The sequence below is a fragment of the Parvularcula marina genome (genome assembly GCF_003399445.1).
Taxonomy (GTDB): Bacteria; Pseudomonadota; Alphaproteobacteria; order Caulobacterales; family Parvularculaceae; genus Parvularcula; species Parvularcula marina.
This window is the reverse complement of record NZ_QUQO01000002.1, coordinates 387,994-401,120: the sequence shown is the minus strand read 5'-3', so window position 1 is coordinate 401,120 and position 13,127 is coordinate 387,994. Positions and strand designations below refer to the sequence as shown.

The 13,127-nt window shown below is 60.8% G+C and carries 9 protein-coding genes; 4 read left to right on the top strand and 5 right to left on the bottom strand.

Going from position 1 to position 13,127, the window contains the following annotated elements; genetic code table 11:
- Positions 1-63 precede the first annotated feature (63 nt).
- Positions 64-411: a chorismate mutase gene (locus DX908_RS15725; protein ID WP_116393431.1), complete on the bottom strand. Its 348-nt coding sequence runs from the start codon at positions 409-411 to the stop codon at positions 64-66.
- 55 nt (positions 412-466) lie between these two features.
- Positions 467-1,333, bottom strand: coding sequence for an alpha/beta fold hydrolase (locus tag DX908_RS15720; protein ID WP_158548877.1), 867 nt, complete (start codon positions 1,331-1,333; stop codon positions 467-469).
- A gap of 430 nt (positions 1,334-1,763) precedes the next feature.
- Here DX908_RS15720 and DX908_RS15715 point away from each other — a divergent pair, with 430 nt between their 5' ends.
- The 3 genes from DX908_RS15715 to DX908_RS15705 all read left to right on the top strand — a co-directional run bounded on the left by DX908_RS15715 (position 1,764) and on the right by DX908_RS15705 (position 7,883).
- Positions 1,764-2,135: a BlaI/MecI/CopY family transcriptional regulator gene (locus tag DX908_RS15715; protein ID WP_116393429.1), complete on the top strand. Its 372-nt coding sequence runs from the start codon at positions 1,764-1,766 to the stop codon at positions 2,133-2,135.
- On the top strand, positions 2,125-4,656 hold the full coding sequence (locus DX908_RS15710) for a M56 family metallopeptidase (protein WP_116393428.1): 2,532 nt from the start codon (positions 2,125-2,127) through the stop codon (positions 4,654-4,656). The genes DX908_RS15715 and DX908_RS15710 overlap by 11 nt, the downstream gene beginning before the upstream one ends.
- A 218-nt stretch (positions 4,657-4,874) precedes the next feature.
- Entirely contained in the window at positions 4,875-7,883 is a 3,009-nt protein-coding gene (locus DX908_RS15705; RefSeq protein WP_116393427.1) for a helicase-related protein, read from the top strand.
- A 176-nt stretch (positions 7,884-8,059) separates the two neighbouring features.
- On the opposite strand, the gene DX908_RS15700 is transcribed toward DX908_RS15705, so the two are convergent.
- Together DX908_RS15700 and DX908_RS15695 are read right to left on the bottom strand one after the other, a co-directional pair.
- Positions 8,060-8,389 (bottom strand): zinc ribbon domain-containing protein YjdM, encoded by a 330-nt coding sequence (locus DX908_RS15700; RefSeq protein ID WP_116393426.1) that lies wholly within the window; start codon positions 8,387-8,389, stop codon positions 8,060-8,062.
- A gap of 33 nt (positions 8,390-8,422) precedes the next feature.
- Positions 8,423-9,430, bottom strand: coding sequence for a sulfotransferase (locus DX908_RS15695; RefSeq protein ID WP_116393425.1), 1,008 nt, complete (start codon positions 9,428-9,430; stop codon positions 8,423-8,425).
- A gap of 136 nt (positions 9,431-9,566) precedes the next feature.
- Here DX908_RS15695 and DX908_RS15690 point away from each other — a divergent pair, with 136 nt between their 5' ends.
- Positions 9,567-11,783, top strand: a complete 2,217-nt coding sequence (locus DX908_RS15690; RefSeq protein WP_116393424.1) for a S9 family peptidase — start codon at positions 9,567-9,569, stop codon at positions 11,781-11,783.
- Here the strand turns inward: DX908_RS15690 and DX908_RS15685 are convergent, their stop codons facing one another.
- Positions 11,784-12,953 carry an endo-1,4-beta-xylanase gene (locus DX908_RS15685; protein ID WP_158548876.1) on the bottom strand — a complete coding sequence of 390 codons (1,170 nt, stop codon included), beginning with the start codon at positions 12,951-12,953 and terminating at the stop codon, positions 11,784-11,786.
- Positions 12,954-13,127 lie beyond the last annotated feature (174 nt).

Genomic DNA, 13,127 nt, shown 5'->3' with positions numbered 1-13,127 from the left:
TTTGTGGCCGTCAAATGGCGTTCGCCGTGAAAAACAGGGATTTCTGGGGAAAACCTGTCTAATTTATTGATTTGCGGTCTTTAATTCTAACCCATCTGAATGCAGTTGATGCCACTCTTCCAGCTCATATTCGATGCATTGTTCGATCAGAACTCGCCAAACTGGCTCTGCGATTCGGGTTGAGAGCCCGATTTTACGGGCTTCAGCACACACTTTCTCGACCACTTCCTCGATCCGCCAGGGCACCCGGACATCATCCGCGGTGGGCTTGATGCGGGCGGCGGCGGCCATATAGCCCTGCCGTTTGAGAAGCAGTTTGACGAGGTCCCGGTCGAGCGTGTCGACCCCGATCCGGACATCTTCCATGGTCTGGCAGTCGGCAGGATCGAGGGGCTCTTTATCAGCGGCCATGACGGCGCCTCCTTATGGTCTTTGACAGTGCATGTGGCGGTTTCAGGCGGCTTTGTCAGCCTTGGAATGCAAGCGATGTTGCCGCAGCTTGCCCCGCCCCCTCTCCGAGCACCTCAAGCGCGAAATCGGCGATCCGGGCGGCAGGTGCCGGCTGGAGGATCTCGGCATGGCCAGTGCGCGGGATATGAAGGTGGCGGAAGGGCTCTTCCCTGGTACCGCGCGCGACGATGGTCGCGGTGACGGCACCGTTGGGCACATCAGGGAGCTCACCGAAGCGGGGCTTGAGCGCCGGATCGGTACTGGCGAGCATCTCTGCCCGTGTCGCGGCAAGATGAGCGGCCGAAGCAAGTGAGGCGAGCTTGTCGGCCCGCGCCCGTCCCTCAAGCCGGATATTGTTCGGGTAAAGACGAAGAACTTTCTGCCCGAACTGCGACTCCGCAGCGCCGCCACAGACCGAAATCAACCGGCAGCCAGTGCGGACCAACTCTCGCCGAACCGTCCAGCCGAGCTGTGACGGGGTGACGGCATCAATGAAGATGAGCCCCCTCACCCGCTCAGGGAAAAGCGTGGCAAATGCCCGAAGCCGCAAACCTGCCATGGAATGACCCAAGAGCAGCACGGGTGATGTCATGCCGAGCCTATCGAGAAGCCGCGCCATGTCGCGTGCATGAAAGAAAGGATCGGGCCTCTCGCCCGCCGGGACCGGATCAGAACCGTAGAGCCCTGCCCGCGTATAGCTGACAGTCGGCAGGCCCCGCTCCGTCATCGCCTCAGCAACCCATGTCCCGTCCGCATAAATACCAAAGGCACCCGCATCATAAAGCGCCGCAGGCGGACGGTTTCCGGCCTCGCAGCTCTGCACCATGACATGGCGATCGGGGGCGATCTCGAGGGCTTCGGGTGGCGGGGTCAGGACTTGCATGGGGACGATCCTCTCCTCCCTCACGTCTTTCGGCAAGCGGGATAAGAAAAGCGTCAGCACCTGTGACGCGCGACACATCTGCCTCCCCGCCCGTCGTCTACTCAGGAGGGGCTCTCGGAATTGTCTGGGGGGCTCTTCAGGGACGATGGATGGCGGCGTTCTCGCCATCCTCATCCGGGCTCTTCCGAAGCACCGCGCGCGCCGGACCGGCGTTCGTACCCGAAAACGTCAGTGGGAGAGGCTGACAAATTCGGGGTGGTCCAGGTGCCCCCGGCTCCCGTCCGCCTGCCCCTCATCAGGCGGGCGGGAGCCACTTTTTCCCTTTTCACGTCTATCTGCCCATTTTTTCATGTTTAACGGGCATCTGCCCGAGTTGACTACAACCGTAGTCCATGACAGGAGGGACAATGAACCGGGTGGAGTCCCTCACATGATCCAAATTTCCCCTTCCGAACTTGAAGTGATGAAGGTGCTGTGGGCCCATGCGCCCCAGACGGCGGCCGATGTGGCCGAACAGCTCGCCCCCGATACGGGCTGGAGCGACCGCACCGTTAAAACCCTTTTGTCCCGGCTTGTGGAAAAAGGCGCGCTCGCCACTGAAAGCGAGGGCCGCCGCTACCTATATACGCCTCTCCTGGAGCAGGGGGATTACCGTACCAAGGCCGCGCGCCAGTTCGTCGACAAGCTGTTCGGCGGCCGCGCTGCGCCACTGGTCGCGCATCTCGCCGAGAAAGAGGGTCTGACGGCTGATGACATCGCAGAACTCGAAGCGTTGATCGGGGAGCTGAAAGATGATCGTTGATCTTGCCTCTGCCGTCACACAGATGTTCGAGGCCAGCCTAGCGGTCGGCCTGCTGATCCTGTTCATCCTTGCAGTTCGAGGCACCGTTGCGCGCCGGTTTGGCCCGCGCGCGGCTTATGCCCTCTGGCTTCTGCCGCTCGTCCGGCTTGCCATGCCGCCGATCCCGATTGCGCCAACGCCGGAAATCATCCGCACGGCGGAAACCGCCTTTGTTGCGTTCACTGCGCCACTGCCGACTTTCGAGCCGAGCATCGTGTCTGAGCCGGTCTCCGTTACGTCCAAGCCGACCACGACTGCTTCTGTCTCACCTGTACTCACAAGCACGCCGACCGCGATCCGGACTGCGACCACTTCGGTTGCCATGCGGAGCATCTCTGCCGGGCCGAGCGCGAGCCCCAATCCGGTTCTCAAGCCGATCGATGCGGTCCCCGCGCCGGTCCATGAACCAGCGCCCCAATATATCCAGTTCAATGAGAAGCCGTCGGTTCGCTCGAATACCGGGCCGATGTTCACCAGCGACGTGCCGCAATCGCGCTTTGCCATGCCAAAGCTCGACTTCTCAGGTTTTGCCGGTCCGTTCTGGCAATCCCTCGCGGTGATCTGGGTGCTCATCACGCTGGGCCTCGCGCTGCGCATGGTAGTCCGCCAATTCGTGTTTGCTGACCGCATCTGGCAGCACACGATCCCGGCCGATCCGCAAACCGCCGCTGAGACAAAGGCCCTTGCCCGTGAGCTTGGCGTCAAGCAGCCGATCAGCGTCCGTCTTTGCCCGGAGCATAATGGCCCGCTCGTCTGCGGCCTGTTCCGCCCGATCGTTGTCGTGCCTGAAGACTTTGCCTTCCGCTTTGGCCCGCAGGAACGCCGCTATGCGTTGGCTCATGAGCTTCTTCATGTCCGCCGTGGTGACCTCTTTGCGATCCTTGCCATGACGGCAGTGCGCTCAACGCAATGGTTCAACCCGTTCGCGGCCCGCGCGGTTGCCGCCTTCCGTTCCGATCAGGAAGCGGCCTGCGATGCGACCGTGCTGCGCTCGCTTGATGGTCACCGGCATGACTATGCCCAGACCCTTCTGAAAGCCGTGCGCAAACCCTCCGATTGCGGACCGGTGCCGGCCCTGACGCTCGATCATGGCCTCAAAGAACGCCTCAAGCTGATGAATATACGCAAAACCCTGCGCGGCGGTGCCGTCGTGGTCACAGGGATTGCCATTCTCGGCCTGGTCAGCACGGCAAGCTATGCTGTGCAGGAAGAAGCGCCTGATCCTGAAGAACTCGACAGCGTGCTCGACGGGAATGACGATGAGGAAGATACATCTCGCACCAACCGCCGGACTGGTGAGAATGCCGAACGCGCCGAAATCGTCCGTGACCGTGTGGCCTCCGTTCAGGCTCGCCTGATCGCTGCCCGCTCAGGGGGGGATACTGAACTCCGCTTCGCGGAACTCAGCCGCGCGCGGGATGATAATCGTCAGCGTGCCATCGAAGAACAGCGCCGCGCCGCAGAAGAACAGCGCGAACGCGCAGCAGAGCAGCGTGAACGTGCCCACGAGCAGGCAGAAGCTGAGCGCGAGCGCCTCGCCGAAGCCCGTGAGCGCCAACGTGAAGCGCAGATGCGCAATGACGAACGCCGCCGCGAGCTTGATGAACGCCGCCGGGAGACCGAGGAACGTGCCCGCGAGCTGCGCAATGAGGCCCGCGAGATGGCTCGCGAACTTGCCGAAAATGAGCGCGAGCGGGCAGCAGATGCCCGTGAATGGGCCGCCGAGCTGCGCATCGAAATGTCGGAGCTACGCAACGAGCTGGCAGAGGAAGCCCGCAACATCGCCGAGGAAGTCCGTCATGAAATCCATATCGGCAATAGCGGTCACACGACCATCATCGCCGATAATAATGACGGGCACAGCGTTTTCACGATGACCGACGGCGATATCGATGTCAGCATCAATTCGGGTGAAGGCTTTGTTCTTCTGACCGACCCGATGGTCGGCCTTGAAGACCGCATGGCCGCTATTCAGAATTTCGCCCCGGAAATTCCCGAACTCCCGGAACCTCCGACGCCGCCGGAAGTCGTCGTGGTCGAGGTCAAGACAGCTGACGGCAAGGTCATCAAGCTGCCAGAATCAACGACCATCGTCCTGCCGACCTTCGAGAAGGATATGGAAGCCTATTCTCGGCGCGTCGAAAAGATCATCGCTGATGCGGATATCGACGGTCAGGTTCAGGCAGCCCTTGGCGAAGACTTTGATGAGAAAGTCCGTGCCAATACGCTTCAGATCCGCAAGCTTGCTGATCAGTGCGAAGGCCACCAGAAAAAGTCCGAAAAGCCGATGATCATGAGCAGCTCGAAGAATGGCGTCACGCATAAGCTGCTCTGCTTCAACCCGTCGTCGACCGCGCTTAAGTCGAAAGAGCTCGCAAGCTTCATCGACAAGCGGAATGATCTGAGCACGGACGAGAAGAAGCGATTCAAGGAAGCTCGCAAGGGCTCATCCTTCGCCTTCAGTTTCGATTGGGATGGGTAAGCCCCCCAAGACTTCCATCCCAACGGAAAGGGTGTGAACCCCACCCCTTCCATCCCCAGGGCAGTGCGCGCCAACACGCACTGCCCTTTTTTGCGTTGAAGCCGATCTCCTCTCAGCCTGAGAAGTCATCGCTTCTCCGCGATGGATCCGGCCTCCGATTTGCGTGAAGGCACGCTGCCGCCTACATGTGAGCGCCGCGCCCCTCAGTTAGGGAAAAAATGCCCCCCACCCCGCCACTGCCCAGCAATCTCGTGATCCAGAAACCGATCACGGCGGTGCTCGGCCCGACCAATACCGGCAAGACCCATTATGCGCTCGACCGCATGAGCGCGCATGCGAGCGGTATGATCGGCCTGCCGCTGCGTCTCTTGGCGCGTGAGGTCTATGAGAAGATGGTCGAGCGCAAGGGCGAGCAGGCCGTCGCGCTGGTCACGGGCGAAGAGAAGATCATCCCGAACAATGCCCGCTACTGGATCTGCACGGTCGAAGCGATGCCGCTCGAGCGGCAGGTCAGCTTCCTTGCGATTGACGAGATCCAGCTTGCTGCTGACCCTGAGCGCGGCCGGATCTTCACCGAGCGCCTCCTTCATGCGCGCGGGCTACATGAGACGCTGTTTCTCGGCTCGGACACGATGCGGCCGATCCTCACCCGCCTGATCGATGATATCGATTTCGTCAGCCGTGAGCGGTTCTCCCAGCTCGACTTTATCGGGCACAAAAAGGCGACCCGCCTGCCGCGACGGACAGCCATCGTCGCCTTCAGTGCAGAGAATGTCTATTCCATTGCCGAGCTGATCCGCCGCCAGCGCGGCGGGGCCGCCATCGTCATGGGCGCCCTTTCTCCGAGGACCCGCAATGCGCAGGCCGCCCTCTATAATGAAGGGGAAGTCGATTATCTAGTGGCGACCGACGCCATCGGCATGGGGCTGAACATGGATATCGACCATGTCGCCTTTGCCGCCGGCGCGAAATTCGATGGTCGGAATTCACGCCTTCTGTACCCGGCGGAAGTTGCCCAGATCGCAGGGCGGGCGGGCCGGCATGTCAGGGACGGCAGCTGGGGGACGACTGCCGACTGCCCCGGTTTCAGCGAGGAACTCGTCAATCAGGTTGACATGCACCGGTTTGATGCCGTCGAGGCACTGCAATGGCGCAGCCCGCATCTTGATTTCCGCTCTCTACCCTCCCTCCTCCGCTCGCTTGAGCAAAAACCGCCCCGGCGAGAGCTTGTCCGGGCGCGGATGGATGATGACGAGGAGGCACTTCGCCGCCTGACCAAACGGCACGACATTCGGGACATGGCCAAGGGCGGGGCGGCCCTTAAACTCCTCTGGGAAGTCTGTCAGGTGCCGGATTTCCGAAAAGTCACCCCCGACCAGCACGCGCAGATGCTGGGCGAAATCTACCACAAGCTACTCGAAAGCGGGGAAATCCCCTCCGCCTTTACCATGACGCAGCTGGAACGGCTTGACCGGCTCGATGGGGACGTCGACACCCTCTCCAACCGGATCGCGCATGTGCGGACCTGGACCTATCTCTCTCACCGTCAGGGATGGCTGGAAAATGCAAGGCGGTGGCAAGCGGAAGCGCGCCAGCTGGAAGACGCGCTTTCGGACAAGCTGCATGAAAAACTCACGCAGCGATTCATTGACCGGCGCACGTCGGTCCTGTTGAAGAAATTGAAAGATGACGCCCCACTCCTTGCGGGCGTCACTCAGGACGGAGAAGTCATCGTGGAAGGCGAATTTGTCGGACGGTTGCTCGGCTTCCAATTCATCCTCGACCCGCGCGCCAAGGGCCCGCACGCGAAAGCCGTGCGGTTTGCGGCGCTCAAAGCCCTGCGGCCTGAGCTGGCGGCACGTGCCGCAGCGCTCGCCTCTGCCGGGTTCCATGAATTCTCCTTGCGCGAAGGCGGGACGATCTGGTGGCGGCAATCGGCTGTCGCGCAGCTCACCAAGGGGCCGCAGCCCTTACGTCCTGAATTCAAGCTGGTCGCGACCGAGCATCTCCCACCGCAATCCCTGCCGGCGATCGAAGAGCGTGTGCGCGAATTCATCGCCGACCGTGTCGAGAATCTGATCAGCCCGCTTGTCTCTCTGCAGAAGGCCGTCAATGAGGTTTCCGAAAACCCCGAGGCGCTGGCGCCGACCGCGCGTGGCGTTGCCTTCCGCCTGATCGAGAATTTCGGCGCGATCTCGCGCAATCAGATTTCGGACGAGATCAAGGCACTGGAACAACCCGAGCGCGGCAAGCTGAGAAAACTCGGTGTGCGGTTCGGTGAATATACGATCCACATGCCGGGGCTGCTGAAGCCCGCGCCCGCCCATTTCCTCGCCCTTCTCTGGGCACTGTGGGAAGGCAAGGACCCGGATGCCTTCCAGGTGCCACCTGCGGGTTCGACCTCTGTCATCAATGACAAGGATATTCCGGCTGCGTTCTATTTTGCCAGTGGCTATCGCCCCTCGGGCACCCGCGCGGTCCGTATCGACATGCTCGAGCGGCTCGCCGGTGAGGTCCGCACGGCACGCGAAGCGGCTGGCCGTGAAGGCTTTGAAGCCAATGCGAAAATGATGAGCCTTGTCGGCTGTTCCGGCGAGGATTTCGAAAGCATTCTGCAATCGCTCGGCTTCAAGAAAGCCACGATCACAAAAGACGTGCCGAAGGTCACGGCTGGCCTCAAACCGCGCAGCGAAGAGAAGCCTGCGGCGGAGGTGCCCGCTGAAGCTCCTCAAGCGGCGGAAACACCAACTGAGGGCGACGAGGGGTCTATCGCCGAAGCACCGGCTGTTGCTGAAGCTGTGAGCGAAGAGCCCGCTGCGACGGATGCGCCTGCTCCGTCAACGGATGAACAGGATAAACCAGCCGAAGAGATCGCCGAGACGCCTGCTGTCGCGACCGCCGTGACGGATGCGGAAGTGCCTGCTGAAGTGGCGGCACCGGAAGCGGAAGCGACTCCCGCCGAGCCCGTTGAGATGGAAACCGTCGAGGTCACTGTCTGGCGCTGGACCCCACCGCGGCCGAAACAGGAGCGCCGCCGGGGCAAGCCGCAGGGCAAAAAGGCCGAAGGCGGAGAAAAAGGCCCGCGCAAAGGCAAGGGCGGCCCCAAACGCGGCAAGCCGCAGGACCGTGGCCCCCGCACCTTCACTGCTGGCCCCAACCGCAAGAAGAAAGAGGCGGATCCCGACTCTCCCTTCGCGGTGCTGGCAGCACTCAAAGACAAGAACTAAGACCCCTCCCGGGCTCACCTCTCCCTTGGATAAGGGAGAGGTCGGCATCGCCGCAGGCGATACCGGGTGAGAGTTTTTTCAGGCAGTGTACTGACCATAAAAACCCTCACCCTGTCCCTCCCCCGTTTCCGTGGCGAGGGGACGATAATGGCAAAGATCAGCGAGGGCCTGACCCCTCAGCCCTTTTTCACAAATTCCGATTTCAGCTTCATCGCGCCGATGCCGTCGATCTTGCAATCAATGTCGTGATCACCCTCGACGAGGCGGATGTTTTTCACCCGTGTACCGACTTTCACGACCTGAGACGTGCCCTTGATCTTGAGATCCTTGATCACGGTGACGGTATCGCCGTCTTCCAGCGAATTGCCATTCGCATCCTTGAAGACCGGCCCGTCGCTTTCCCCGCTGGCTGACCATTCATGGGCGCATTCGGGGCAGATGAAGAGCTCGCCATCCTCATAGGCATAGGTCGAGCCGCATTCAGGGCAGGCAGGGATTTGAGGCATGCGTCACATCGCTCCGGGCGCTGACCCCCGCCGCTAGCGCAGCTGGCTCTGGAATGCACCCGCCTCGGCCTTTGGCGGCTCAAGCCCCAGCGCCTTGCGGACAGGTTCGGTGCGGGCATGGCGGACGATATCCATGATCGTGTCCTGCTCATCGAGCGACAGCTCACGCCGCCAGCGGTCAATCGAGCCCAGTGGCGATTTGAGGACGCTGTGATAGCGAGCATTGTCCTGCGCTGACTGGCGCTGGAGCTGTTTGAGGAACAGCATGGTCTGCACGCTGGTCTCCAGCCCCGTATAGGCAAAGAGCCGCGCCATCTTGTCGGCCGGCGCCCGGCATAGATCCTCGTAGAGCAGCGGCACGTAACGGTCATTACCCGCCATATCGGCGGCGGCCTTGTCGTTCTGCACCATCCATGAATAGGCAATCCGGTCCATGAAGCGCCGCGACAGGATATCCTTCTTGGTGAAGGGATAAAGTTCGGATTCGGGCAGCTCAAAGAGCTCATCGATCTGCGGATCAGGGTTCATCAGCCCCGCCGACATGCCGCGCTCCAGCGAGGCGATGCGCCCGCCGACATGGCGGATCAGGTGGATGATCTTGAGATTGGGATCGGCCGCCGCCCAGAGCGGCGCGCGGCAGACCGCGCTGACCGATTTAAGAACGTATAGCCCCTTTGCCCCGCGACGCGGCGCGATCGGCACCGGCAGGCCCGCCCAGTTCCTGCCCGCCGCCTTGCGGAGCGCCTTGCTCGTTACCCGCGCGGTCTTGTGCAGGGCCCCACCCAGCAGTCCGCGATAATTCTTCGGGAAGAAAGGCGGCACGCCGATGACGCCCGGGGTGCGGGTGAATTTCAGCTCTTCGAGATAGTCAGCGGCGGCCTCGGCGTAATATTCGACCTCCCCCTCGCAGGGGAATTTCGGCAGGTCGTGCCGACGCTTCACCGCATCGGGCTCATGTAGGTAAACAGTATCAGGGTGGCTGTCGAACAGCTTCCCGAGCCAGGTCGTTCCCGACCGGCCACTGCCAATGATCATCAACATGTCGCGTTAACGCTCTTCAAGCCACTGAATGAACAAGCACACTAGCTTGACCAAAAGAAGGCCTGGTTAACAGCGGCATGGCCAGAGGGCGGAAAACCGCTAGAACAGCGCAAAAATCCCCTCAGGAGGACTAAGAATGACCCGATTGATTGCCCTCGGCCTTGCCGTCTCTGCCGCTGCCCTCACAGCAGGCGCCTCTGCCAAGGACCTCACCATTGAGGCCCTGCATGATGAAGCTGGGCTGTCGGGGCCATCCTTGCGGGGGGTGAATTTCTCACCGGACGGCAGGATGATCACGATGCTGCGGGGCCGCGAGGACGATGCGCGGACCCTCGATCTCTGGGCCTATGACGTGGAAACCGGCGAATCGCGCGTGCTGGTCCGCTCCGATGACCTTGTGCCAGCTGATGTCGAGCTCTCCGAAGAGGAGAAGAACCGTCGCGAGCGCCAGCGGATCTATGACAGCGGCATCGTCTCCTATCAGTGGGATGATGACGGCAAACGCATCCTCTTCCCGCTGGGCGGCGATGTGTTCCTCTATGACCTTGCCGAGGGCGCGGCGATCCGCGTGACCGACACGCCGGATGATTTCGAAACCGACCCCAAGGTCTCCCCTGACGGCAATTTCGTCTCCTATGTCCGCAATGATGAAGTCTTCGTCTATGAGCTGGCAAGTGGCAGGGAACGTCAGGTCACCAAAGGCGCAGGCGGGACGATCCGCAATGGCGTCTCCGAGTTCGTCGCACAGGAAGAGCTAGGACGGAATACCGGCTATTGGTGGTCGGGCGATGATGAGATGATCGTCTTTGCCCAGATCGATGAGTCACCGGTCGATATCGTCGAGCGCCTCGATTTCACGCCGGAGGGGTCAAAGACCATCTCCCAGCGCTATCCCTTTGCCGGGACCGACAACGTCAAGATCAAGCTCGGCATCACGACGCCCAAAGGCAAGAAGCCCAAATGGATCGACCTTGGCGAGAATGAAGACATCTATGTCGCAACCGTCCGCTGGCATGAAGGCAGCCCTTATGTCTTCCGGCTTAGCCGCGACCAGAAGACACTCGACGTCCTCAAAGCCGATCCGAAGACCGGCAAGACCGAGCTTGTTTTCTCCGAGACCTCCGACACATGGGTGAATTTGCGCGCGAGCACTTTCCGCAGCCTTGATGATGGTGGTTTCCTGTGGCTCTCCGAGCGGGACGGGTTCAACCATATCTATCGTTATGACGCAGACGGAAAGAACCCTGTCCAGCTGACCAAAGGCGAGTGGCCAGTGACCGGCCTCTCCTGCCTCGACGAGGAAGATGGCGAGATCTATTTCTCTGGCTGGATGGAGACCGCAGCCGTGCGCCATATCTATCGCACGACGCTCGATGGCAGCGAGATCGAACAGGTGACGACTGAGCTTGGCTGGCATTCAGCGAGCTTTGGCGAGGGCTGCGAGGCCTATATCCACCGCTTCTCGTCACAGAACCAGCCGCCCCAGGCCGCCGTCATGGGCGCGGACGGCACCCGTCGTTACTGGCTTCTCGAGAATGCGCTCAATAACAGCCATCCCTATACGCCTTATCTTGATAGCCATCTCCAATGGGAATTCGGGCAGATCGAAGCCGAAGATGGCCAGATGATGGATTATCAGATCCTGAAACCCGCCACGGCGACCGCCGCCCACCCTGCTCCTGCCATGCAGCTCGTCTATGGCGGACCGGGGGTTCAGCGGGTACGGAATGTCTGGGGCAACGCCTATGCCCAGCTTCTTGCTGACAAGGGCTATGTTGTTTTCATGCTCGACAATCGCGGCGCGTTTAACCGCGGCAAAGCGTTCGAGGATGTCATCTATCACAAGATGGGCCAGCCAGAGGTCATCGATCAGGCAGCGGGCACCGCATGGCTGACCTCGCAAGATTTTGTCGATGGCAGCCGGATCGGCGTTCAGGGCTGGTCCTATGGCGGCTATATGACCCTGATGATGCTTGGCCAGCGCCCAGACCTTTACAAGGCTGGCGCATCCGGCGCCCCGGTCAGTGACTGGCGCACCTATGACACGGCCTATACGGAGCGCTATATGGGTGATCCTCGCGAAGTGGCAGAGGCCTATGACGCGTCCTCCGTCATAACCTATGCGGAAGGGATCAAGGATGATGCCCTCCTCCTCATTCACGGCATGGCCGATGACAATGTCATCTTCCAGAACGCGATTGACGTCATGGCTGCCCTGCAACAGCAGGACACGGATTTCAAACTCATGACCTATCCGGGCGAGAAGCATGGCTTCCGGGACAAAGAAAACAAGATCCACCGTGACCGGACGACCCTTGATTTCCTTGATGCCCGCCTGAAACCAGGCGAGTAATCAACTGCGCGCCGTCGTCGCCTCAAAAGCGGCGGCGATGGCGTCATACATTGGCGTCGGCTGGTAGCTGTCATCAAACGGTGTCGAGCGCTTCTGCAGCCCGTCACTGCGCGGTTGGAAATTCTGCATCCATGAATAGCGGTGGACGAGCCCCCAGCAAAGCACATCGCGAAGCTGGGAGTATTCGAGCATCAGGCCCAGATAAGCGGTCGTATAATCCGCAATCAGACCATCGCGCGTCGCGATATCCGCCGGCAGGTTCTGGTCATTGATGTCGAATTCAGTGATCACAAGATCGAGCCCCAGCGAGGTCACGTCATTGAGAAATGACCGCCAGGCAGCCTCGTCTATCCCACCGAAATTACCAGTGCCCGCGAAGATATGGCTCTGCACACCGAGCGCATCGATCGGCGCCCCTCGGGTAATCATGCCCTCAAGCAGGGTCAGCACCCCATCGCGATGGGCATTCCCCGTCCCCCAGCTCATGAAATCATTATAGACCAGCTGGGTATTGGGCAGCGTGTCCCGCGCCGTCTGGAACGCGATGTCGAGCACAGCCTCCATGCTCCCCAGATTGCGAGAGAACGGCGATGATCTGTAGGCGCCATTGCCTGGATTGACCGCCTCATTGACGACATCCCAGCTGTCGATCTGCCCCTGATAGCGGGCCCCGACCGTGCTGATGTGCTCCGTTAAGAGACGTTCTGCTTCCATGGCGGGGTCGGCGCCGAAATCATAAGTGTCGAACCATGAGGGATAGCGTGTTTCATCTTCCCACAGCAGCGTGTGGCCACGGAAACCGATATTTTCTGTTTGCGCGAAATTGACCAGCGCATCACCGCCCGTGAAAGTAAACATGTCTGGTGACGGACGGATGGCCTGCCATTTGAGATCGTTCTCCGCGACCGCGACATTGCATTCCTCACGGACGAGATTGAGATAATTGTTATCGTTGAAGGTCGAACCGGTGCCGGTATTGATCGCCGTGCCGAACCGCATCCCCTTCCCGGCCGACAATTCCGCAAGGCTCGGGGACCCCGCTGGTGGCGGGGGTGGAGGCGGTGGTGGCGGCACACTGACGGAAGAGGACGAACCGCCTCCGCCACTACACGCCGTCAGCAACGCGCCGGACGACAGCGCCAGCATTTCCCGCCGAGACCATTGGGGCATGATATTCCTCCCTGTACGCATGGGGGCACCTGTCATCCCGTCACCGGGCGCGGCGCCTCTCCGTCAGGCACGCTAACACAGGAAATCTGTTAGCGCTATCATGTCAATATGCCGCGATATGGCGGGATTGTTGCGGACCCGAACATGACCATTTGTTGAGAGTAGTCAGTGTGG

What these genes read in the sequence shown, in the direction of transcription:
- DX908_RS15725 (WP_116393431.1), bottom strand. Translation starts at nt 411, where the DNA reads ATGGCCGCTGATAAAGAGCCCCTCGATCCTGCCGACTGCCAGACCATG.
- DX908_RS15720 (WP_158548877.1), bottom strand. Translation starts at nt 1,333, where the DNA reads ATGCAAGTCCTGACCCCGCCACCCGAAGCCCTCGAGATCGCCCCCGAT.
- DX908_RS15715 (WP_116393429.1), top strand. Translation starts at nt 1,764, where the DNA reads ATGATCCAAATTTCCCCTTCCGAACTTGAAGTGATGAAGGTGCTGTGG.
- DX908_RS15710 (WP_116393428.1), top strand. Translation starts at nt 2,125, where the DNA reads ATGATCGTTGATCTTGCCTCTGCCGTCACACAGATGTTCGAGGCCAGC.
- DX908_RS15705 (WP_116393427.1), top strand. Translation starts at nt 4,875, where the DNA reads ATGCCCCCCACCCCGCCACTGCCCAGCAATCTCGTGATCCAGAAACCG.
- DX908_RS15700 (WP_116393426.1), bottom strand. Translation starts at nt 8,389, where the DNA reads ATGCCTCAAATCCCTGCCTGCCCTGAATGCGGCTCGACCTATGCCTAT.
- DX908_RS15695 (WP_116393425.1), bottom strand. Translation starts at nt 9,430, where the DNA reads ATGTTGATGATCATTGGCAGTGGCCGGTCGGGAACGACCTGGCTCGGG.
- DX908_RS15690 (WP_116393424.1), top strand. Translation starts at nt 9,567, where the DNA reads ATGACCCGATTGATTGCCCTCGGCCTTGCCGTCTCTGCCGCTGCCCTC.
- DX908_RS15685 (WP_158548876.1), bottom strand. Translation starts at nt 12,953, where the DNA reads ATGCCCCAATGGTCTCGGCGGGAAATGCTGGCGCTGTCGTCCGGCGCG.